The organism is Changchengzhania lutea (assembly GCF_006974145.1).
In the GTDB taxonomy this organism is placed as follows: domain Bacteria; phylum Bacteroidota; class Bacteroidia; order Flavobacteriales; family Flavobacteriaceae; genus Changchengzhania; species Changchengzhania lutea.
The window spans coordinates 2,120,072-2,142,303 of sequence record NZ_CP039456.1 but is presented as its reverse complement, the minus strand read 5'-3'; the positions used below and the strand labels follow the sequence as shown (position 1 = coordinate 2,142,303).

The window sequence follows — 22,232 nt, the reverse complement described above, 5'->3', positions numbered from 1 at the left end:
ACTTGTTGGCCCACTAGGGCTCGAACCTAGACTCTTTGGTACCAAAAACCAACGTGTTGCCAGTTACACCATGGGCCATTCTTGTAATGAGGATGCAAATTTAATACAATATTTTCTTTGCACAAGTATTTTTTTAAAAAATAATATGGAAGACTTAACGTTTACTTAAAATCCATACCAATAACATATTTATTATTAAATTCGCCAAAGCAAACAAACTGCAATTTACATGACACATTTAAACTTTAAAAAATGGAACACCATTCTAGGATGGTTTTGTTTTTTAATAGCCTTTATAATCTTTGGCTTAACAGTGGAACCTACGGTTAGTTTTTGGGACGCTGGAGAGTATATTTTAACCTCGGCAAAGCTACAAGTAGGCCATCCACCAGGAGCACCGCTTTTCCAAATGATGGGGGCCTTTTTCTCTATGTTTGCCTTAGAACCATCACAGGTTGGTTTTATGATGAATATGATGAGTGCTGTAGCTAGTGCCTTTACTATCCTCTTCATGTTCTGGACCATCACGCTTTTACTTAAAAAGCTAGTAGCCAACAAAGACGGTTTAAAACAGCAGCAAAAACTGGCTATTTTAGGTAGCGGTTTAGTAGGGAGTTTAGCGTTCGCATTTACTGATTCTTTTTGGTTTAATGCTGCAGAGACCGAAGTGTACGCTATGGCCACATTAATCATGGCTGTGTTATTTTGGTTAGGCTTACGCTGGGAACAGGATATGGACAAACCTCGGGGTGACCGCTGGCTTATTTTAATTTCATTTGTTATCGGATTGTCATTTGGAGTCCATTTTATGGGATTATTGACTATTCCTGCCATTGGACTTATTTACTATTTCAAAAATTATAAAGATGTCACGGTCAAAAATTTCATCATTGCAAATGTGCTTTCCATAGGCATTTTGTTATTTGTTTTTAAGTTATTGGCACCTAATATACTCAAGATTTTCAGTGCCTTCGAAATATTCTTTGTTAACACCATAGGACTTCCATTTAATTCAGGGTCTATTATTGCAGGTTTATTATTGGTTTCTATTATTTTTTACGCCTTAAAATTTACTAGAAAAAAACAGTATATCCATCTTAATACGGGAATCTTGTGCTTATCTTTTATCATTATCGGGTTTTCTTCTTGGCTTATGCTTCCTATTCGTGCCAATGCCCAGGTTGTTATAAATGAAAATAATCCCTCAAGTGCCCGAGAACTCCTGGCCTATTACAATCTAGAGCAGTACCCTGAAACACATCTTTTTTATGGCCCCCAGTTTACCGACCAATACGCCTATTTAGATGACAATAATCCATATGTGGATGACAAACCCAAGTATGAAAAGGACGAAACAAAAAGCGAGTATGTTATAGTAAACGACTACAAAAACGCGAAGCAAAATTACAACTCTAAGCACGCGTCTGTATTGCCGAGGATGTGGAGTGCAGAGCATGCCGAGAACTACATGATGTTTTCTGGTTTTTTAGATTTCAAACTAAAGCCAGATTACCAAATGCAAAACGAGTTGCGCACAGCAGTAACTAATTTTAAAAATGATGTGGCCCAAGGCAATATAGATTATGAAGATTACAATAATTTTTTAAAGCAATTTAAAAATTATATCGATATTGAAAAACCGTCTTTAGCCAGCAATATTGCCTATATGTTAGAGTACCAATTGGGCTATATGTATTGGCGCTATTTTATGTGGAATTTTGTTGGAAGGCAGGACGATCTTCAAGGAAAATACGACAATCATGGAAACTGGATCAGTGGGATTAAACCTATTGATGAATGGCACTTGGGCTATTCGCAGGACAATTTACCATCAGACGTTGAAAATAATAAAGCACGAAACACCTATTATTTTTTACCACTCATTCTTGGGCTTTTCGGATTCTTCTTCTTATTCAACAAAGACCGAAAGTTATTCTGGGTAATGCTCGTATTTTTCCTTTTTACAGGATTAGCCATTCAATTTTATACCAACGTTAGACCATTTGAGCCAAGAGAACGTGACTACTCTGTGGTCGGTTCATTTTATGTATTTGCATTATGGATTGGTTTTGGTGTGTATGCCCTATTTGATTTGCTTAAAAAACAACTCCCAAAGAAAATGGCAGCCCCAATAATTACTTTGGTATGTTTAATTTTAGTTCCAGGCATTCTTTTAGCGAACAATTGGGACGATCATGATCGTTCTGATAAATACACGGCCAGAGCTATGGCTAAAAAATATTTAGATTCCTGCGATGAAAATGGCATTTTATTTTCCATTGGAGATAATGATACGTTTGCTTTATGGTACGCCCAAGAAATTGAAGGCTACAGGACAGATGTTCGTGTGGTGAATACCAGTTTATTTCAAACGGATTGGTACATCGACCAAATGAAACGTAAGGCTTACGAAAGTGAGCCTGTACCCTCTCAATTAACCCATGATTTGTATAAATATGGCACCAATGACTATATTATAAAGGAAGCCATCGTTCAGGACACTTTAAACGTCAAACAATTTCTTGATTTTCTTGCTAGCGATAATCCGAAAACAAAATATAAATATATTTTAGAACAACAGAAAGTTGATCTGTCTCAAGTTAGACCCCAAGATCTAAAAATGAGTTATTTGCCAACGGAGTTTTTGAGAATTCCTGTAAATAAAGAAAATGCTTTAAAGTATGGCATTGTAAAGCCTGAAGATACAGACCAAATAGTCGATGATATAATCATCAGAATAAAAGAAAATGCACTCTATAAAAACAGGCTGCTTATGCTAGATATTGTGGCCAACAACGATTGGAAACGGCCCATTTATTTTACTGGCGGTAGCTTTGGCGATGACGATTATTTATGGATGAAAGACTACCTACAATTGGATGGGATGTGCTATAAGTTAGTCCCTATTAAAACGCCGGTAGATAGAGCAAACCCTTTTGATATGGGTCGCGTAGACAGCGATTTAATGTACAGTAAGGTTGTTAAATGGGATTGGGGAAATAGTGGCGATCCGGACATCTACCATGATGTGGAAACCCGTAAAAACTCCATCACCTATCGAGGTAACTTAGCGCGTTTAATCGAGCAACTTATTAATGAAGATAAGCTCGACAAAGCTGAAGAAATTGCAGACATAGCCATGACCAATATGCCTGTTGAACATTTTGGTTATTACACTTTACTGGAACCTTATATTAGTGCGTATTACGAAGTAGGAGCCAAAGAAAAAGCACAGCAACTTTTCAAGGAAGTCGCTACCAAATATCAAGAAAATTTAAGTTATTACAGTAGTTTAAAAACCGATAATCAAGAACGTTTTTTTGAGGAGATTTATACCGATATACAGCGTTACAAAGGACTGGTTGATGTACTAATTAATTACGAAGAGGAATTCGCAAAAAGCGAAGGTGATATTTTTAATAATTACCTAAAGCTGTTCAAGCATTTTTATGGTGATGAACCACAACAAGAGACACCTCGTATTGAAAAAGATCTTCCAACGGCAGATAGTATAGATGTAGCCAATTAATGTATGGGCTTAATACCTATTAAAACACCGGTATTAGTAAAGACCATGTTCCCAAACTATACTTGGGACATGACAACGGATGAAAAAATTATCCATCTCAGTTTTGATGACGGCCCTACGCCTAATATTACCAACTGGACTTTGGATGTTCTAAAAGAGTTTCATGCAAAAGCTACTTTTTTTTGCATTGGTAATAACATTGAAAAGTATCCTGAAATCTTTCAGAACATAGTGAATGATGGTCATGCCGTTGGCAATCATACACACAATCACATAAAAGGTTGGAAAACGAATACCACTGATTATCTAAAGAATGTTTCTGATGCTCAGATTATTATTGACCACCATAATCAAAAAATAAATAACAGAAATTTATTTCGACCACCTTACGGACAGATAACACCCATTCAAGGTAAAAAACTCATAGCAATGGGCTATAAGATTATCATGTGGGATGTGTTATCTTTTGACTGGGATAAAAATGTGACACCAGAAACGTGCCTTAATCATGTTATATCAAAAGCTACAAAAGGGAGTGTTGTGGTATTTCATGATAGTATAAAAGCATCAAAGAATATGCAATATGCTTTACCAAAGGTTTTGGACTATTACTCTAAGAAAGGGTATGTTTTTAAAGAATTATCTCTTTAAACATACTGCTGAATAATACCAATAAGTGTATTTGCATCTTGTTCACCGCTTTGACGCCACTTCATTTCACCATCTTTATAGATAATGAGCGTAGGCAGTCCTTTTACACGCAAAGCTTCGGCAAGCTCTTCATTTTTTTCTACATCAATTTTAATCACTTTAGCCTTATCACCAAGTGCCGCAGCAACATCGCGAAGCACTGGATGCATAGATGTAGATTGTTCGTTCCATTCTGTAAAAAAGTCTAACAGAACAGGAACATCCACATCAATAAGTTCCCCAAATTTTGACATATTTTAATGCTTTAATTGAAACATTCTATTACAAACCTACAATTTTATTTTGATTTGTTATTCAACACCTCAATATAGACCTTTTTATCTATTTTTAAAAATAAATATTTTCGGCTAGAACGCAAGCTATAATACACATTAAGCCTCTGTCGATTTCCCTTTTTTAAGTTCAATAACAGTCACCTCTGGCCAAATTCCAACGCGTCCTGGATATCCTAAATATCCAAATCCTCGATTTACATTTATGTATTGCCCCAACTCTTTATAAATTCCTGCCCAGTATTTATAGCGCCATTTTACAGGACTCCATTTAATCCAGCCTGGAATTTCTATCCCAAATTGCATCCCGTGCGTATGGCCGCTAAGCGTTAAGTGATAATGGTAATCATCATTAATCACTACCTCTTCCCAATGGCTTGGGTCATGACTCATTAATATCTTAAAATCATCTGGAGTCACCTGTGCTGCCGCTTTTGTTAAATCTCCAGCTTTTTTAAAACCGCCTTTGCCCCAGTTTTCTACACCAATAATAGCAATACGTTGCCCATCTTTCTCAATGAATCGGCTTTCGTTTAAAAGCACATCGTAGCCCATTTCTTTTTGAAGTTCGACCAAATCGACTAGATTTTGAGCCTTGGCATCTGGTGATGGCCAATCTATATAATCGCCATAATCATGATTTCCCAAAACTGAAAACACACCATCTTTAGCTTTTAGGGTACCAAACAATGCTTTCCATGGGATCATTTCAGAGGTTTTATTATTCACCAAATCTCCCGTGAATAATATAGCATCAGATTGTTGTTGGTTAATAAGCTCCACGCCATATTCAATTTTCTCCCTGTTGTCAAAACTCCCAGAGTGAATATCACTCACCTGTGTAATCTTGTAACCATCGAAGGCATCTGGCAAATCTTCGAAATGTAAGGTGTAATTTAATACCCTAAATTGATATTTCCCTCTATACATGCCATATAGTAAAGATGTAAATGGAATGGCAGCCAAACCTAAAGCTATTTGACTAATAAACTTTCGTCTTGATGGAATATCAAATTTTTCGTTTGTGGTGACCAATCTATCATATAAGCCTAAAACGAGGCGTACGATGTCTTCACCAAGTAAAATGGGTATGATTACCAAATTGAAAGATAAAAACGCTAAAAGAAACCCAAAGGCATAACTTTTTGACGGGCTTAATACGCGACCCTCTGAAGACATGGCGAACTGCACGATAAAATTCCCAGCAATTACCAAAGCAATTGCAAAAAAAACATAATGAAACCAGTTGCCTTTAGTGACTGTTTTTAGAGCTTGAAACCCGTAAAATGTAGTAACTATAAAAAATAGGGCAAAAATAATCCAACGTAGCATACTTTTTTATTATGGGGTAAAGTTAGTGATTCAATCTAAGGATTATCTAAAAAAACTGTTAACGCTTTTCGGTTTATAATGAACCCAATACGCATGGTTTGCAATAATATTATTAATATGCATATTTTAGGTTACTATTTTTAAAATGAACTCTATTAGAAAAGCTTACAAATTTCGAAATTACAATGGTTTTCAGAATTAGCTTTATTCAAATTACTGGTTTGTATTGTATTTTAGTATATTAGGAGCTTCATGATAAGCATGTATTTATAATGAATCCTGTATTAGCTTTTTCTCTTTTGTCGAGTATCTTATTTCTTTCTTGCATAAAAGAGATGTTAATTCTTTCAACACAAAAGGATTGCCACCTCCTCCATTCTGTTAAACTACATACAGAAATAATTGTTAATTATCATAGGTATTCCAATATTACCATTCCTAATGGATTGAAGAATCTCTCACCAGACAAGCGATCGAACGTCGACGCTCAATTGTTTGGCAATAAAACAATCAAAAATCAATATGGCCTTTAACCACCTGACCCCAATGTTAGAAGTTGATAACATGGACGAAACGATACGTTTTTACGAAATCAATCTGGATTTTCAATGTTTAGATCGTGTAAAAAATGAATGGGCAGTTATTCAGAAAGATGATGTGGTCATTATGTTTTCCAATCGAACAGATAAAGAAACGAGTCCAGAGACAAAACTAACGGGTAGTTTGTTTATTCAATCTGATGATGTTGATGTACTTTGGCAAATCTTAAAAGATAAGGTCGATATCTGTAATCCTATTGAAAGTTTAGATCATGGGATGCGCGAGTTTACTATTTACGATTGTAATGGCTACAAATTACAATTCGGACAAGAACTTGATACTAACTAATCCTTTTACAAATAAGAAAATCCAATCAGATTATTGTTTATTTGAATATTCTGATTGGATTCATCTAAAAGCTAAATATACTATTCGCTGAACATCAGTTCCCCTTTGGCTTCTTTATCTTTCAATTCTTGTACCAATTGTAAAGCATCGGGAATAACATCACTACATAATACGATAAGCGACCCTTTAACAGCATTCTTTACCGCATACGTTATAGCCTCTTTTTCTGATGGAATAATCGTTGTCTTTTTATTGGGATCTCTCATTTTAATACCGTCGTCAAGCATTTTAATAAGTTCCTCTTCCGTCTTTCCGCGCAAATGCTTGTCTTGTCTGATAATAATTTCATCAAACATGTCTGCTGCAATACTGCCCATTTCATTATTATCCTCCACGCGCCTATCACCTATCCCTGCTATAATTCCCACTTTAACCGTGGCATTCAAATTATCCATAAATTTATGAAGGGCACGCATTCCTGCTGGGTTATGCGCATAGTCCAATAATATGGAAAAATCATTAAATTCAAATAAATTAAGTCGCCCTGGTGTTTGGGATGCGGATGGAATAAAAGTTTCCAATGCCGCTTTCATGTCTTCAATACTTATGCCTTGTACATGCGCTGCTAAAATTGCCGCTAATACATTTTGAATCATAAAGGTTGCTTTACCACCATAAGTCAATGGAATATTTTCAACTTTCATAATCCTCATTTTCCATTGTCCACGACAAATGGTGACATAACCATTTTCAAACACAGCCGTAACCCCATTTAATCGCTGCATGGCTTTTATTCTTGGATTCTCTTCATCCATAGAAAACAAAGCGACGTTGCACTCTAGGGAACGTCTCATATCGTAAACCAAATCATCATCGGCATTTAAAATCGCATAACCACTAGGCAAAACTGTTTCAGGAATAACCCCTTTCACTTTGGCTAATTGCCCTACGGTGTGAATCCCCTTTAACCCCAAATGATCGGCGGCAACATTGGTAACAATACCAACATCGCAATGCGAAAACCCAAGTCCGGCACGAAGCAAACCACCGCGCGCACATTCTAAAACGGCAAAATTTACTGTAGGATCTTTTAAAACAAACTCTGCACTGGATGGTCCTGTGCAATCGCCTTTCATGAGCAAACGGTTTTGAATGTAAACCCCATCGCTTGTCGTGTAGCCCACCCGATAGCCTTTCATTTTTGCAATGTGGGCTATTAATCGTGAGGTTGTGGTTTTTCCGTTAGTTCCTGTAATGGCAACAATGGGAATTCTGCCTGTATTACCTTGAGGAAATAATTTATCGATAACAGGTGCTGCCACATTACGCGGCAAACCCGTGGTTGGTGCTAAGTGCATTCTAAACCCAGGGCCCGCATTCACTTCTAAAATAGCACCACCAGTTTCAGACAAGGGTTGTGTAATATCTGTGGTCATGACATCTATACCACAAATATCTAAATCTATGATTTTTGAAATACGCTCTGCCATGGAGACATTAGCCGGATGTAGAATATCGGTCACATCTTCCGCCGTTCCTCCTGTGCTTAAATTGGCTGTGTCTTTTAAAATTAGTTTTTCATCTTTTTCTAAAACCGAATCCAAAGCATAACCCGCATCAGCAATAATGGTTTTTGTTAAATCGTTTATGGTGATTTGAGTAAGTTCCTTTTCATGCCCATACCCTCTTCGGGGATCTCTATTAATGCGATCAATCAATTGCTCTACAGTAGATTCACCATCCCCAACAACATGTGCTGGTGTTCGTTTTGCCGCAGCAACTAACCTATTATTAATAACCAATAGCCTATAATCTTCGCCAGTAATATATTTTTCAACAATAACTCGTCTAGACACTTCCCTAGCGGCATGAAAGCCAACCAAAGCATCCTCATAATTTTGAACATCTACAGTGATCCCTCGACCGTGATTCCCATCAATAGGTTTTATTACCAAAGGGAAACCAACATATCTGCAAGCATCTTCAAGACTGCTCTCTTTACTAATAATATCACCTCGGGGAACTTCTACTTCGGCTTGTTCCAATAAGTATTTTGTATCCTCCTTATCACAGGCTAATTCCACACCTATACTACTGGTTTCACTAGTTACTGTGGCCTGAATGCGTTTTTGATTGGCACCATAACCTAATTGGCACAAGGAATATTTATTTAATCGAATCCACGGAATGCCTCTACTGTCGGCTTCTTCTACAATAGACCCAGTACTTGGCCCTAAACGTTCAGATTCACGGAGTTCACGCATATGTTGTATATCGTAATCAAGGTCATATTCTTTAGCCGCAATTAAAGCTTCACATATTTTAACAGATACCTCAGCAGCATAACGCCCTACACTTTCTTCGATATACGAAAACACCACATTATAGACCCCTTCTTCACCATAACCCCTAGTTCGACCAAATCCTGTATCCATGCCTGCAAGACTCTGGATTTCCAAAGCAATATGTTCTATAACATGACCCATCCAGGTACCTTCATCTACCCGCATAAAAAAACCACCTTCGCAACCTTCAGAACATCGATGTGCATACATGCTAGGAAACATGGCTTTTAGACGATCACTAAATCCTGGCACTTTATTCGTTGGGTAAGCTTCCATAGCTTCCAAATCCAATACCATAACGATTAGTTTGTGACGTCTAACAGACCAGTAATTAGGGCCTCTCATGGCATTGATATCGATGATTTTCATATTGATTTTTTTAAGATTATTAAAAAGGAAAGATTATAAATATATGCATTTTCGTTAAAAATTTAACTTATTTTTGCCTCTAAATTAAATTCAAGATAGAGATTGTATGTCGATGATAAAAGGAACCCTAATTCCTATTGGAGGAAATGAAGATAAAGGCATTGTAGAAAACGAAATGTATACCCTAGACTTTATTGACGAAGGGATACTCGCTTACGTTGTAGAAGAAGCTGGCGGGCATGATGCCAAAATTGTGGTTATACCAACAGCATCCAGTATCCCTGTTGAAATAGGAAAGAATTATTTAACGGCTTTTAATACCTTAGGATGTAACAATGTTACCATTTTGGATATTCGAAGTCAAGAAGATGCAGAAAAAGAGGATGCTATTGCTTTAATTAAAAATGCCGATTGCGTGATGTTCTCTGGTGGTAATCAATCTAAAATCACCAATTTTATAGGCACCACCACCATTCATACTATTTTATTAGATCGCTATAAAAACGAAACTGGTTTTGTGATTGCGGGCACCAGTGCGGGTGCCATGGCTATGACCCATGAAATGATTTCTGGTGGCAGCCCAAAAGAAGCTTTTATCAAAGGCGCCGTAAGTATGTACAAAGGTTTGGGCTTTATTCCTGAATTAATCATAGACACTCATTTTATAAGGAGAGGACGTTTTGGCAGACAATCTGAAGCAGTGGCAAAATTCCCCAATCTTATTGGTATTGGATTGGCAGAAGATACGGGGCTGATCATTAAAAATGGTAACAATTGCACGGTTATAGGTTCTGGGATGATTATTGTTTTTGACGGCAGTAAACTTACCCACAATAACGAAAAAGTCTTAGATGAAGGCACGCCCATGACGATGGCCAACCTTAGGGTTCATGTGTTATCAAATGGAGACATGTACGACATCCAAAACAGAAGCGTATCCGTATTGCCTATTGAATCTCCTTTTATTTAGTTGTCATTACTGGGAACCAAATCACGTGGTAATCTTTTCAACAATAATTCGAAGTAATAAAAAATTTCTTGAAACCGACTATCCCCAAGGCAAGCCGCAAGGATAACAGCCTGCCGGCTAGCCGGTTTTATTTTGTCTGAAGTGACCAAAACCCGAAATTTTATATTTTGCCTCACCTGGAAACTCCGAGGCAGAGCCATTGGAGAATTTTTAGATTAATAAACAGATGGCACATCCCGAAAAAATGGGATTCGCAATCACGATTTATTTATAAATAGAAACAGCTTGTTCTCCATTAGAAGTTTTACTAGCGCGATACATGCCTTCGGTATTAAAAGGCATCGCTATGTTGCCTTCAGCATCAACAGCAATTAATCCACCATCACCGCCAATTTCTAAGATACGTTTATGAATCACTTCGTTTGAAGCTCCTTCAAGCGTCATGGCTTTATGCTCCATTAAGCAGGCCACATCGTAAGCTACCACACCACGAATAAAAAACTCACCACTTCCCGTACAAGAAATGGCACAGGTTTTATTGTTCGCATAATTCCCAGATCCAATCATAGGAGAATCACCCACGCGACCCCATTTTTTATTGGTCATTCCACCTGTGGACGTGGCTGCGGCAATATCACCGTTTTGATCACACGCCACGGCCCCAACCGTTCCAAATTTTGAATCCTTTTTAGTGGCATGATCCAATTGAAAACTATCGGTGTCCTTTATGTCTAACCATTGCTTGTGCCTGAAATCGTCATAGAAATAGGCATCCTCTTCTAGTATGTAATCGTGGACCTTTGCAAACTGCATGGCTCCATCTCCGGCTAAAAAAACGTGCTCACTTTTTTCCATCACATCCCGAGCCAAACTCACCGGGTTTTTTATTCCTGAAATTAAACTTACAGCACCCGCATTTAATGTCTTACCATCCATAATACTAGCGTCCATTTCATGTGTTTCGTTTGCCGTAAATACCGATCCTTTTCCTGCATTAAACAAATGCGAATCTTCCAATATTTTTACAGCTTCTTCAACCGCATCAATAGCCGATTTACCCGCTTCTAGAAGTTGATATCCCGCATTCAAAGCACAGGTTAGTGCTTCTTTGTATTGAAGTTCTAGTTCGGGGGTCATCATTCCTTTAACTAAAGTGCCCGCACCACCATGAATGGCTATTGAAAATTTCGTCATGCCTCTTTATATTTAAGATTTGAAAATTACAAATTGCATTTCAATTAATTTCAATTAGGTGATAAGTTTTTGTAGATTTGATTTTCTATCAAAACTATCTACATGTCCGATCAAAAACGCCTTTTTTTAGTTGATGCCTATGCCCTTATTTTTCGTGGCTATTATGCTTTTATAAAAAATCCAAGAATTAATTCTAAAGGCGAAGACACCTCGGCTATTATGGGTTTTATGAACTCCTTATTAGACGTTATTAAACGTGAGCGACCAGATCATTTAGCGGTTTGTTTTGATAAGGGCGGCAGTGTAGACCGTGTGGAAATGTATTCGGAATACAAAGCGAATAGAGATGAAACGCCTGAAGGTATAAGAACCGCTATTCCACATATTTACAATATTCTTGAAGCCATGCACATTCCTATTATGGTGGAAGAAGGCTATGAAGCCGATGATGTGATTGGCACCCTGTCGCGTCAAGCGGAAAAAGAAGGCTATAGAACCTTTATGGTGACGCCCGATAAGGATTTTGCACAATTGGTTACCGACAATATATTTATGTATCGCCCTGTTTTTGGAGGTGGTTATGAAACTTGGGGAATCCCAGAAGTAAAGAAAAAATTTGAAGTAGAAACCCCGATGCAAGTGATTGACTTTTTAGGTATGATGGGCGATTCTAGTGATAACATTCCAGGATTACCAGGTGTGGGCGAAAAGACTGCCAAAAAATTTATCAAGGAGTTTGGGAGCATGGAAAACCTGCTGGCCAACACCGATCAATTAAAAGGAAAAATGCGCGAAAAGGTGGAAGCATCTAAAGAACTGGGTATGTTGTCTAAAGAACTTGCCACGATTATGTTGGATGTTCCTGTGACCTTTAACGCAAAAGATTTTGAATTGGACCATCCAGATATTGAAGCGGTCAAAAATATTTTTCAAGAATTGGAATTTAGAAGGTTAACGGATAATTTCCTCAAGACATTTGCAACTGAAAATCAAGTCGCGACTGGTCAATCAAATGGAACTTCAAAACCTTCAGAGAATACAGGCACAAAGGCCACCCCAAAAGAAGTGCAATCTGCTGGTGCTGGACAATTTTCCTTATTTGGAGCTGACCCTTCAAGTGCAACTCAAACAGAAACTGTTTCTGAATTCACTCGAAAAACAGCAGAAACGACTTCACATTTTTATCAAAGTGTCGCACCTGGAATGGCTACCAAACTGTTTATTAAAAATTTGATGAATCAGACTTCAGTGTGTTTTGATACAGAGACTACAGGATTAAATCCGTTAACTGCCGAATTAGTAGGTATAGCTTTTTCTTGGGAAGTGGGGAAAGGTTTTTATTTACCGTTTCCAGAAGATAAAAATGAAGCCCAAGCACTGATTGAGCAATTGCGTCCGTTTTTTGAAAGTGAAACAATTGAAAAAATTGGTCAGAATTTAAAATACGATATTAAAGTATTAGCAAAATATCATGTAGACGTTAAAGGCAAATTATTCGACACCATGTTAGCACATTATTTGATTAATCCAGATATGCGCCATAATATGGATGTACTGGCGGAAACCTATTTAAATTACACGCCTATTTCTATAACGGAATTGATCGGTAAAAAAGGAAAAAACCAATTATCGATGCGCGATGTTCCTTTAGAAAAACAAACCGAATATGCCGTTGAAGATGCCGATATTACCCTTCAACTCAAAGAACATTTTGAAAAAGAATTGGGCGAGGCCAATACCCAAAAACTATTTGATGATATTGAAATTCCGTTGCTTCGTGTGTTGGCGGCTATGGAGATAGAAGGTATTAATTTGGATAAAAAATTCTTAAATTCTTTATCTGAAGACCTCAATAAAGACATCGTTTCATTAGAAACCAAAATTTATGAAGCTGCTGGAGAAGAATTTAACATCGCTTCGCCTAAACAATTAGGGATTATTCTTTTTGAAAAATTAAAGCTTGTAGACAAACCTAAAAAGACCAAAACGGGACAGTACGCAACAGGCGAGGATATTTTAAGCTATTTAGCGAAAGACCACGAGATTATTCAAAACATATTGGATTATCGTGGTTTAGCAAAATTAAAAAGCACTTATGTAGATGCCTTACCAACACAGGTAGAACCATCAACAGGTCGCGTCCATACAGATTATATGCAAACCGTTGCAGCTACTGGCCGATTGAGCAGTAACAACCCCAATCTTCAAAATATCCCCATACGGACCGAACGCGGGCGGCAAGTACGAAAAGCATTTGTTCCTCGAAATGGAAACTATATTTTATTAGCTGCCGATTATTCTCAAATAGAACTCCGTATTATTGCTGCTTTAAGTAAAGAGGAAACCATGATTGAAGCGTTTAAAAATGGTGAAGATATTCATGCGTCCACAGCATCCAAAGTTTTTAATGTGCCATTAGATGAAGTCACTCGCGAACAACGTAGCAATGCCAAAACGGTAAACTTCGGTATTATTTACGGTGTTTCTGCTTTCGGATTAAGCAATCAAACCGATTTATCTAGAAGTGAATCCAAAGAGCTTATTGAAACCTATTACGCCACCTATCCAAAACTTCGAGCGTACATGAGTGAGCAAGTCGATTTTGCTCGCGATAATGGTTACGTACAAACCGTTTTGGGGCGTCGCCGTTATTTAAAAGATATCAACTCACGTAATGCTGTGGTTCGTGGTGCTGCAGAACGTAACGCAGTGAATGCACCCATACAAGGTAGTGCAGCAGATATTATTAAAATTGCTATGATTAATATTTATAACAAACTTCAAGAAGGTAATTATAAAACCAAAATGTTATTGCAAGTGCATGATGAATTGGTGTTTGATGTTTATAAACCAGAGCTTGGGGACATGCAAACATTAATTAAAACCGAAATGGAAAGTGCTTTTAAAATGGATGTGCCATTAGATGTTGAAGTGGACACAGGATTGAATTGGTTGGAGGCGCATTAAAAAACAACTCACTAAAGTCTCCTCAAATGTAAATTCATCGACAAATTTTGAAGGATCGACTCTTATACTAGGTCCTTTTGGATATAAAGGAACATTGAATTTTATTGAATTGCCAAAACCTATCAATATTTTTCCACCATACTTTAAAATATCATCATAAAATTCTTCGGTTACTGTGTTACTTTTGTGTAAAAGAAATTCAAGAAGCGATACAGGTAGATTATCATCCTTTTCAAATTTCCAAGCCTCAAAAAAGAAAGTATTAAAGCTCACTTTTAATTCTTTTGAAGGTATTTCATCAATGCGCTTTTTCCTCTTCCCCATTACACCATAAAGTGAAAACATTTTATGTCCTTAAATTCATCCGTATTACTTTCTAAAAACGTCTTTATAATTTGACCCTTATCAATAATTCCCAGATAGTCATTATCTTCATTTATTAATAAGAGCATAAATTAGTTCTTATTCTGAAAATTTTACGTATCTTTATTGTATGAAAACAAAGGTGAAGAAGCGTAAGAACCAAGATGCCCAAGAGGAAACACGGTTGCGTGTGGCCGATTATCTCCGCAAGAAATTGGGCACCCAGAGACAGGCCGCCGAGATTTTCGGTATCACCGAGCGTTCGGTAAACAAGATATGGGCGCGGTACAGGGCCGGCGGCAAGCGCGCGCTGTGCAGCAGGAAACGTGGTGTGCAGGGCGGCATGAAACTCAAGAAGGACCAGGCCCATAAGGTGCGGGAACTTATCAGGGAAAAACTTCCCGAGCAGTTGAAGCTCCCCTTCGGACTTTGGACAAGGGAAGCCGTACAGCAGCTGATATCGCAGAAGTTCGGCGTCGAGCTGTCGCGCTGGCAGGTAGGGCGCTACCTGAAAAAATGGGGGTACACTCCCCAAAAGCCCATAAGAAAGGCGTTCGAGCAAAAGCCGGAAAACGTACGGAAATGGCTGGAGGAAGAATATCCGGCGATAGAAAAAAGGGCAAAGGCAGAAAGAGCGATAATATACTTTGGGGACGAGACGGGCTGCAGGAGCGACCACCAGGCAGGCAAGAGCTATGCCCCTAAAGGAAAAACGCCTATAATAAAGGCAACGGGGAAAAGATACACGGTCAATATGATCTCCGCAATAAGCAACAGGGGGCATCTGCAGTTCATGTTGATGGAGAAGGGCTTCAACAGCGAGGTCTTTAAGATGTTCTTGCTACTGATGATAAAGTATAGCAATAAAAAGATATTTTTCATTACCGATAACCATCCCGCCCACAAGACCATCAAACTTGACCAATGGCTAGAGGAGAACAATGATAAGATCGAAGTATTGTTCATCCCGCCCTATTCCCCGGAACTGAATCCCCAGGAATACGTCAACCAAGATCTGAAGACCAATATTATCGGCAAGAAAAGGGCGATCAACAAGGAACAGCTAAAGGAAAATATCAATGATTTTATGAACAAAAGAAAAAAGGACAAACCACAAGTGAAAAAATATTTTCATCACAGACACGCCAGATATGCTGCCTGACAATCTTATAAGAACTAAATAACCTAACGATTAATAAATCTTCAATAGGCAGATTATTCAGTATTTTCGACATGAATTTTATTTTATACAAAAAACAAGAAAACTACATTTATTTTAGTGAGCTATTAACTAATTATATTGTTTTAAATTTATACTGAAAAACACCCCTGTAATCCCCTCAATGGGGTATTAGTTACTAAGTTTAATCGGAGGATGTCCCCTTGAGGGGACTTTAGGGGTGTCAGAGTACAAAATGCAAACCATGAAAAACAAAATAATTCCATACAATCCAGAATTAAAATCACTAGCTAGGCAACTTAGAAAAAACAGCACGTTACCAGAGGTTTTATTATGGCAAAACATTAAACAACGCGCTTATGGTGTTCAATTTCACAGGCAAGTACCTATGCTTAATTATATTGTTGATTTTTATTGTCATGAAATTGGTTTAGCTATTGAAATTGATGGAAGCAGTCATGATCACAATTTTTTATACGATGCAAAAAGACAAGGTGAATTGGAAGTTTATGGTGTTACATTCTTGAGGTTTTCAAATGATGAAGTCAAAAAGAATATGTTTAGTGTTCTATTGGTCATTGAAGAGACCGTGAAAGAACTAATGGAATAATTTAAAAAACCAATCCTCTAAAAACACCCCCGCAGTCCCCTCAAGGGGACAATTATAACGGCATATCTTTGCTAGTGGCTCAAATATTAGTTGCTTAATATATCTCAACAACATTAGTTTGTAATAAGGTTTCTTGATTTGGATTGTCCCCTTGAGGGGACTTTAGGGGTGTTCGAGTAAAAAAGTAAAAAAAACAACCTACCGTCGTTTCTTCTTAGACCTAAATTTAGTTTTATTCCTGCGTTGATTAAAAGGGATCGCATCATCAAACGTATGCTTCGCTTCGCCGTTTGGTTTATTTTTGCGCCACTTCTCCGTTTTTTCAGGTAGCAGTACTTTTAATAAATCTTGACGCCCGAGTTTATTCAACGTGTTTTTAATCCAAGCTTTGTTTTCATCTTTATACCAAAAGAAAAAACGATGTTGTTCGTCTTTTTCCTTCCGAGATATTGGTGTGTTTACTTTTTTAAGCGTGTAAGGATGGTAACCACTATAATAAATTACCGTAGCCACCGTCATAGGTGTTGGTGTAAACCCTTGCACTTGTTCTAACTGGAAACCCATGTCTTTGGTTTCGGCAGCTAAATTGGCCATATCTTCTACTTCGCAAGCAGGGTGGTTTGATATAAAATAAGGTATCAATTGCAGTTTCAAACCTTTCTTAATATTAATCTTATCAAAGCGCTCTTTAAACTTATGAAAATAGGTAAACGATGGTTTCCGCATCAATTTTAAAACAGGATCGCTGGTATGCTCTGGCGCTACTTTTAATCGTCCAGAAACATGCTTTGTCATCACCTCTTCGGTGTAATCGTCTAACTCCTTTGGATCTGCATTTTTATTGAATTCTGGTACCAACATATCATGACGAATACCGCTGCCAATAAACGATTTTTTAACTTTCGGGTGACTATCAACGGCTTGGTATAATTCGGTTAAGGGTTTATGGGACGTATCTAAATTACTGCAAATTACTGGCGAAATACAAGAAGGCGCCACACACTTATCGCATATAGACTGTATTTTCCCTTTCATTTTATACATGTTAGCACTTGGCCCACCAATATCTGATAAATAGCCTTTAAAATCAGGCATATTTGCTACGGTATCAACCTCACGCAGCACAGATTCTTGACTTCGAGATGCGATAAATTTTCCTTGATGAGCAGATATGGTACAAAAACTACAACCTCCAAAACACCCACGGTGGATATTAATGGAAAACTTAATCATTTCATAGGCGGAAATTGGTCCGCGCTTATCGTATTTTGGATGTGGTAATCTTGTGTAAGGCAACTCAAAAGACGCATCGATCTCGTCTTCGGTCATCGTTGGGTACGGCGGATTAATCATTAACGTCTTCTCTCCAACTTTCTGAAAAATGCGTCTTGCTGCCAATTTATTAGATTCTTGCTCTATAACTTTAAAGTTAGAGGCAAACTTCTTTTTATCCTTCAAACAGGTTTCATGCGATACAATTTCAACATCCTCCCAATTACTGTTCTTTGGAATCTTGGCATCTTTATCTACAAGAACCGCCGTTTGCTTTATGGTTGTTATACTACTAAATGGCACGCCTTTTTGCAACAAACGCACCACTTCACGAAGGGGTTGTTCACCCATCCCGTAAACCAACATATCTGCTTTAGAGCTTTCTAAAATAGAAGGCATCAGCTTATCACTCCAATAATCGTAATGCGTTACACGACGCAAAGACGCTTCAATGCCTCCAATTAACACGGGGACATCTGGCCATTTTTCTTTTAAAATATTGGAATACACTGTAGTCGCATAATCGGGCCTAAACCCAATATCACCATTTGGTGTGTAGGCATCTTTATCCCGACGCTTTTTATTCGCATTGTAATTGCTAATCATGGGATCCATACAACCACCCGTGACACCAAAAAACAATTTTGGAGCACCTAGCTTTACAAAATCCTGAAGATTATCATTGACATTAGGTTGCGGCACAATGGCAACCCGCAAGCCATAACTTTCTAAAATACGACCGATAACCGCAGGTCCAAACGATGGATGATCTACATAGGCATCACCACTAAACAATATCACGTCTAGGGCATCCCAACCGCGTATTTTAACCTCTTTATTTGTGGTAGGCAACCAATCTGAAAGTTGTAACTCTTGCATAGCGCTGCAAAAATAGACAAAAAACACCGCTTAAGCATTATTAATCAGTCAATCAAAGTCCAAGCAATATAATCAAAGAATCTGTCGTATATTGTAAGTTGAAAAAAAATCAAATGAAAGATCCTCGTTTCCCAGAACTTAAGCACACCCAAGTTACGCTACTTAAAGATTACGGAAGTATAGAACATTTTGAGGATAAAACTCAAATATTTTCAGAAGGCGATAATATTTATGATTTTTTTGTGGTTTTAAAAGGTGCCATTAATATTGAAGACCCATACAATAATAATACGATAACAACTCATAAAAAATATGAGTTCACCGGAGATAGCGGCATGCTTTCCGATAGAGCATCACAGTTTCATGCGGTTACTATTCCAAACACCAGCTTGTTACGTATTAAACCAGACAAGTTGAAAGAAGCTATTTCTAAACTGAGCGATATAAATGATGTTTTATTAAACGCTTTTTTACTAAGACAGCAAACCGTTCTCAACGACATTTCGGGAGGCTTAAAAGTGGTAGGCTCAGGAAAGTCTAATGAAACTTATGAAATTAGGGAGTTTTTAGAAAAGAATCACATTTGGCACAATTTTATTGATGTTGATACAGAAGAAGAAGCCCGATCGCTATTAAACCATTTTAGCCTCTCAGAAAAAGATTTGCCATTTTTAATAAATAGCGATTCTAAAGTATGTAAAACACCAACTATTGAACAACTGGGACGATATAGTGGCGTATTAATGGATTTTGAAGACAAGGTTTTTGATGTCCTTATTATTGGTGCTGGCCCCGCTGGTTTAGCTGCCAGTGTTTATGCCGCATCTGAAGGTTTAAGCGTTGTGACTATAGACAGCGAAGCTCCTGGAGGTCAAGCAGGTAAGAGTTCTAAAATTGAAAATTATTTGGGGTTCCCTACAGGGATTTCAGGAGGCGATTTGGCTAACCGTGCTTATGTACAAGCACAAAAATTTGGTTGCAATATTTCCATTCCGCACCGTGCGAAAAGCTTAGAGCATAGTAAGGGTTGCTTCACGGTTTGCGCTACTAACGATAAAGTCATTAAATCGAAAGCGCTCATTGTGGCGACTGGTGCAGATTATAAACAGCTGCCATTAGATAATATTAACGACTACGAAGGTAGTGGTATTTATTATTCAGCGACAGGTATGGATGTACAGAATTGTCAAGACCAACCTATTGTAGTTGTAGGTGGTGGTAATTCGGCAGGTCAAGCGGCTATGTTTTTATCCAATTCTGCAAAAGATGTGCATATTATGATACGTGGTAATCATTTGGGAGATAAAATGAGTGACTATTTAGTGCAACGCATTGAAGCAGCATCAAATATTCATTTACAGACTGAAACCGAAATTGTAAAACTGGAAGGCCATCATCATTTAGAATCCATAACCATTAGAACTAAAGATGAGAAAAAAGAAATAAGCACCTCTAATGTCTTCTCTTTTATAGGTGCACAACCTAACACCAAATGGATGGACGGACTAGTTATAACAGATAATAAAGGATTTATTTGCACGGGCGCTTCTCTTAAAAAAGAAGATTTACCCGATTGTGGAATTTATAAATCACGAGAACCAGAATCCTTAGAATCTAGCTTGCCTGGGCTTTTTGTAGTTGGAGATGCACGCCAAGGCTCTGTAAAACGTGTGGCTTCTGCTGTTGGTGAAGGCTCTATGGCCGTGAGTCAAGTGCATCGTTATTTGAGTGACATATCCTAAACAAACCGTTTCTTATTCCATTGTAAAAATCAATTTGATAAAATTAAGATTTATTTTATTTAAGTCAATCATTCCTTTATTTGCGTTAAAAAAAACCTGTAATTGGCTTATATTTACAGTAATACAATATAAAATTAATGAAAAATGATAAATCATCAGCAAGATCAAAGACAAGACATTCACCAACCTCGTGATAACGCATAATTGTTTATTAAATAAAAAATATAATCAATGATAACATCTAAAATACTCGGACTCACTGGCTTTTTCCTTAAGGGAAGGCGATCTAGAATAGCATTGGCCAGTTTAAAATTAGCCATCATGTTATATGCTTATGTAAAAGCACGAAAAATGCACGAAAAACCTAGAATTGAATAGCTCATCTATAGTCTTAATGGCTTTAGGTTCATTAAAAGCACATAAAAAAATCTCGCTTTTCATCTAATATTGAGCAGCGAGAATGATATAAAACCTTATTAATTTTTCACCATTTGTGATTTTTAATAAGATTTTTTATTGCCTTCTATTTATGTAACACGAAACTACCTGATTTTTAGTCTAAAAATATTGCGCCATGCTATTTGGTAATCAAATATATAATCGTAAATTTGCAAACTCTTTTTTTAGAGAGGAATGTTTAATAAAAATAAATTAAAACGTGGACACATTAAGCTACAAAACGATTTCAGCCAATAAAGCTACTGTAAATAAGCAGTGGGTTTTAGTGGATGCTGAAGGTCAAACTTTGGGCCGTTTAGCTTCTAAAGTTGCAATACTTTTAAGAGGTAAACACAAGCCTAGCTTCACACCACATGTTGATTGCGGAGATAACGTTATTGTTATCAATTCTGAAAAAATCAACTTATCAGGAAACAAGTGGAATGACAAAACGTACATTCGTCACACAGGTTATCCAGGTGGTCAAAGAAGTTTAACTGCTACAGAAATGTTTGGAAAAGATCCAGCAAGATTAGTAGAAAAATCAGTAAAAGGAATGTTACCTAAAAACAAATTAGGTGCAAATTTATTCCGTAACCTAACAGTTGTTGTTGGTTCTGAACATGCACATGCAGCGCAAAAACCAAAGACAATTAACTTAAACGAATTTCATTAATGGAAGTAATTCACAAAATTGGCCGTAGAAAGACGGCTGTTGCTCGTGCTTATGTTTCTCCAGGAAAAGGAAACATTACGATTAATAAAAAAGACTTAGCTAACTACTTTACTACAGCAACCTTACAGTACAAAGTAAAGCAGCCTTTAGTTTTGACTAACAATGACGACAACTTTGATATTACAGTAAATGTATTTGGAGGTGGTATAACCGGGCAAGCAGAAGCTGTTCGTTTAGCCCTTTCTCGCGTTATGTGTGAGATCGATGCTGAAAACAGATTAATACTTAAACCAGAAGGTTTATTAACAAGAGATCCAAGAATGGTGGAGCGTAAAAAATTCGGACAGAAAAAAGCGCGTAAAAAATTCCAATTCTCTAAACGTTAATATTATCTATCGAATTGCTTTTGCCTGTGTCACACTGAGCGCAGTCGAAGTGCATTTCAAAACAAAATAAAAATTAAACAAGTTATTGTTGTCCTAGTCCAAAAGACAG

18 protein-coding genes and 1 tRNA gene are annotated in these 22,232 nt (G+C 37.4%); 11 read left to right on the top strand and 8 right to left on the bottom strand.

Going from position 1 to position 22,232, the window contains the following annotated elements; all coding sequences use genetic code 11:
* Positions 1 to 5 precede the first annotated feature (5 nt).
* A tRNA-Gln gene (locus FAF07_RS09735) sits at positions 6 to 78 on the bottom strand.
* A 151-nt stretch (positions 79 to 229) separates the two neighbouring features.
* On the opposite strand from FAF07_RS09735, the gene FAF07_RS09730 reads away from it, so the two are divergent.
* Positions 230 to 3,529 (top strand): glycosyltransferase family 117 protein, encoded by a 3,300-nt coding sequence (locus FAF07_RS09730; RefSeq protein ID WP_142784929.1) that lies wholly within the window; start codon positions 230 to 232, stop codon positions 3,527 to 3,529.
* Between the two features lie 3 nt (positions 3,530 to 3,532).
* A complete protein-coding gene (locus FAF07_RS09725) occupies positions 3,533 to 4,180 on the top strand; it encodes a polysaccharide deacetylase family protein (protein ID WP_142784926.1) in 648 nt (215 codons plus the stop codon).
* Here FAF07_RS09725 and FAF07_RS09720 read toward each other — a convergent pair.
* The gene (locus FAF07_RS09720; RefSeq protein WP_142784925.1) at positions 4,177 to 4,473 is read right to left on the bottom strand and encodes a thioredoxin family protein; all 297 of its coding nucleotides are present in this window, start codon (positions 4,471 to 4,473) and stop codon (positions 4,177 to 4,179) included. The genes FAF07_RS09725 and FAF07_RS09720 overlap by 4 nt on opposite strands.
* 138 nt (positions 4,474 to 4,611) lie before the next feature.
* Positions 4,612 to 5,844: a metallophosphoesterase gene (locus FAF07_RS09715; RefSeq protein ID WP_142784923.1), complete on the bottom strand. Its 1,233-nt coding sequence runs from the start codon at positions 5,842 to 5,844 to the stop codon at positions 4,612 to 4,614.
* Positions 5,845 to 6,366: 522 nt separating this feature from the next.
* On the opposite strand from FAF07_RS09715, the gene FAF07_RS09710 reads away from it, so the two are divergent.
* Positions 6,367 to 6,732 carry a VOC family protein gene (locus FAF07_RS09710; protein WP_142784922.1) on the top strand — a complete coding sequence of 122 codons (366 nt, stop codon included), beginning with the start codon at positions 6,367 to 6,369 and terminating at the stop codon, positions 6,730 to 6,732.
* 80 nt (positions 6,733 to 6,812) lie between these two features.
* Here FAF07_RS09710 and cphA read toward each other — a convergent pair whose 3' ends face one another.
* Positions 6,813 to 9,446 carry a cyanophycin synthetase gene (gene cphA / locus FAF07_RS09705; protein ID WP_142784920.1) on the bottom strand — a complete coding sequence of 878 codons (2,634 nt, stop codon included), beginning with the start codon at positions 9,444 to 9,446 and terminating at the stop codon, positions 6,813 to 6,815.
* 106 nt (positions 9,447 to 9,552) lie between these two features.
* Between cphA and FAF07_RS09700 the strand changes: the two genes are divergently transcribed.
* Positions 9,553 to 10,416, top strand: coding sequence for a cyanophycinase (locus tag FAF07_RS09700; RefSeq protein WP_142784919.1), 864 nt, complete (start codon positions 9,553 to 9,555; stop codon positions 10,414 to 10,416).
* Positions 10,417 to 10,680: 264 nt separating this feature from the next.
* Here the strand turns inward: FAF07_RS09700 and FAF07_RS09695 are convergent, their stop codons facing one another.
* The gene (locus FAF07_RS09695; RefSeq protein WP_142784918.1) at positions 10,681 to 11,610 is read right to left on the bottom strand and encodes an isoaspartyl peptidase/L-asparaginase family protein; all 930 of its coding nucleotides are present in this window, start codon (positions 11,608 to 11,610) and stop codon (positions 10,681 to 10,683) included.
* A 102-nt stretch (positions 11,611 to 11,712) separates the two neighbouring features.
* Here FAF07_RS09695 and polA point away from each other — a divergent pair, with 102 nt between their 5' ends.
* The gene (polA, locus tag FAF07_RS09690; protein ID WP_142784917.1) at positions 11,713 to 14,577 is read left to right on the top strand and encodes a DNA polymerase I; all 2,865 of its coding nucleotides are present in this window, start codon (positions 11,713 to 11,715) and stop codon (positions 14,575 to 14,577) included.
* Here polA and FAF07_RS09685 read toward each other — a convergent pair.
* Positions 14,530 to 14,922 carry a hypothetical protein gene (locus FAF07_RS09685; RefSeq protein ID WP_142784916.1) on the bottom strand — a complete coding sequence of 131 codons (393 nt, stop codon included), beginning with the start codon at positions 14,920 to 14,922 and terminating at the stop codon, positions 14,530 to 14,532. The genes polA and FAF07_RS09685 overlap by 48 nt on opposite strands.
* The gene (locus FAF07_RS18975) at positions 14,901 to 15,029 is read right to left on the bottom strand and encodes a hypothetical protein (protein WP_262710923.1); all 129 of its coding nucleotides are present in this window, start codon (positions 15,027 to 15,029) and stop codon (positions 14,901 to 14,903) included. Before FAF07_RS18975 ends, FAF07_RS09685 begins: the two co-directional genes overlap by 22 nt.
* 41 nt (positions 15,030 to 15,070) lie before the next feature.
* Between FAF07_RS18975 and FAF07_RS09680 the strand changes: the two genes are divergently transcribed.
* Together FAF07_RS09680 and FAF07_RS09675 are read left to right on the top strand one after the other, a co-directional pair.
* Positions 15,071 to 16,102 (top strand): IS630 family transposase, encoded by a 1,032-nt coding sequence (locus FAF07_RS09680; protein ID WP_142784028.1) that lies wholly within the window; start codon positions 15,071 to 15,073, stop codon positions 16,100 to 16,102.
* Positions 16,103 to 16,364: 262 nt separating this feature from the next.
* Positions 16,365 to 16,730, top strand: coding sequence for an endonuclease domain-containing protein (locus FAF07_RS09675; protein WP_142784915.1), 366 nt, complete (start codon positions 16,365 to 16,367; stop codon positions 16,728 to 16,730).
* A 198-nt stretch (positions 16,731 to 16,928) separates the two neighbouring features.
* Here FAF07_RS09675 and FAF07_RS09670 read toward each other — a convergent pair whose 3' ends face one another.
* Positions 16,929 to 18,881 carry a YgiQ family radical SAM protein gene (locus FAF07_RS09670; protein ID WP_142784914.1) on the bottom strand — a complete coding sequence of 651 codons (1,953 nt, stop codon included), beginning with the start codon at positions 18,879 to 18,881 and terminating at the stop codon, positions 16,929 to 16,931.
* A gap of 113 nt (positions 18,882 to 18,994) precedes the next feature.
* Here FAF07_RS09670 and FAF07_RS09665 point away from each other — a divergent pair, with 113 nt between their 5' ends.
* From FAF07_RS09665 to rpsI, 4 genes are all read left to right on the top strand, one after another.
* Entirely contained in the window at positions 18,995 to 20,623 is a 1,629-nt protein-coding gene (locus FAF07_RS09665; RefSeq protein WP_142784913.1) for an FAD-dependent oxidoreductase, read from the top strand.
* A gap of 231 nt (positions 20,624 to 20,854) precedes the next feature.
* Entirely contained in the window at positions 20,855 to 21,001 is a 147-nt protein-coding gene (locus FAF07_RS18550; protein ID WP_185956411.1) for a hypothetical protein, read from the top strand.
* A 280-nt stretch (positions 21,002 to 21,281) separates the two neighbouring features.
* Positions 21,282 to 21,737 (top strand): 50S ribosomal protein L13, encoded by a 456-nt coding sequence (gene rplM, locus FAF07_RS09660; protein WP_142784912.1) that lies wholly within the window; start codon positions 21,282 to 21,284, stop codon positions 21,735 to 21,737.
* Positions 21,737 to 22,123, top strand: coding sequence for a 30S ribosomal protein S9 (rpsI, locus tag FAF07_RS09655; RefSeq protein WP_142784911.1), 387 nt, complete (start codon positions 21,737 to 21,739; stop codon positions 22,121 to 22,123). Before rplM ends, rpsI begins: the two co-directional genes overlap by 1 nt.
* Positions 22,124 to 22,232 lie beyond the last annotated feature (109 nt).

What these genes read in the sequence shown, in the direction of transcription:
- FAF07_RS09700 (WP_142784919.1), top strand. Translation starts at nt 9,553, where the DNA reads ATGTCGATGATAAAAGGAACCCTAATTCCTATTGGAGGAAATGAAGAT.
- FAF07_RS09710 (WP_142784922.1), top strand. Translation starts at nt 6,367, where the DNA reads ATGGCCTTTAACCACCTGACCCCAATGTTAGAAGTTGATAACATGGAC.
- FAF07_RS18550 (WP_185956411.1), top strand. Translation starts at nt 20,855, where the DNA reads ATGATAACATCTAAAATACTCGGACTCACTGGCTTTTTCCTTAAGGGA.
- polA (WP_142784917.1), top strand. Translation starts at nt 11,713, where the DNA reads ATGTCCGATCAAAAACGCCTTTTTTTAGTTGATGCCTATGCCCTTATT.
- FAF07_RS09695 (WP_142784918.1), bottom strand. Translation starts at nt 11,610, where the DNA reads ATGACGAAATTTTCAATAGCCATTCATGGTGGTGCGGGCACTTTAGTT.
- FAF07_RS18975 (WP_262710923.1), bottom strand. Translation starts at nt 15,029, where the DNA reads ATGCTCTTATTAATAAATGAAGATAATGACTATCTGGGAATTATTGAT.
- cphA (WP_142784920.1), bottom strand. Translation starts at nt 9,446, where the DNA reads ATGAAAATCATCGATATCAATGCCATGAGAGGCCCTAATTACTGGTCT.
- FAF07_RS09730 (WP_142784929.1), top strand. Translation starts at nt 230, where the DNA reads ATGACACATTTAAACTTTAAAAAATGGAACACCATTCTAGGATGGTTT.
- FAF07_RS09675 (WP_142784915.1), top strand. Translation starts at nt 16,365, where the DNA reads ATGAAAAACAAAATAATTCCATACAATCCAGAATTAAAATCACTAGCT.
- FAF07_RS09670 (WP_142784914.1), bottom strand. Translation starts at nt 18,881, where the DNA reads ATGCAAGAGTTACAACTTTCAGATTGGTTGCCTACCACAAATAAAGAG.
- FAF07_RS09680 (WP_142784028.1), top strand. Translation starts at nt 15,071, where the DNA reads ATGAAAACAAAGGTGAAGAAGCGTAAGAACCAAGATGCCCAAGAGGAA.
- FAF07_RS09685 (WP_142784916.1), bottom strand. Translation starts at nt 14,922, where the DNA reads ATGTTTTCACTTTATGGTGTAATGGGGAAGAGGAAAAAGCGCATTGAT.
- FAF07_RS09665 (WP_142784913.1), top strand. Translation starts at nt 18,995, where the DNA reads ATGAAAGATCCTCGTTTCCCAGAACTTAAGCACACCCAAGTTACGCTA.
- FAF07_RS09715 (WP_142784923.1), bottom strand. Translation starts at nt 5,844, where the DNA reads ATGCTACGTTGGATTATTTTTGCCCTATTTTTTATAGTTACTACATTT.
- FAF07_RS09725 (WP_142784926.1), top strand. Translation starts at nt 3,533, where the DNA reads ATGGGCTTAATACCTATTAAAACACCGGTATTAGTAAAGACCATGTTC.
- rpsI (WP_142784911.1), top strand. Translation starts at nt 21,737, where the DNA reads ATGGAAGTAATTCACAAAATTGGCCGTAGAAAGACGGCTGTTGCTCGT.
- FAF07_RS09720 (WP_142784925.1), bottom strand. Translation starts at nt 4,473, where the DNA reads ATGTCAAAATTTGGGGAACTTATTGATGTGGATGTTCCTGTTCTGTTA.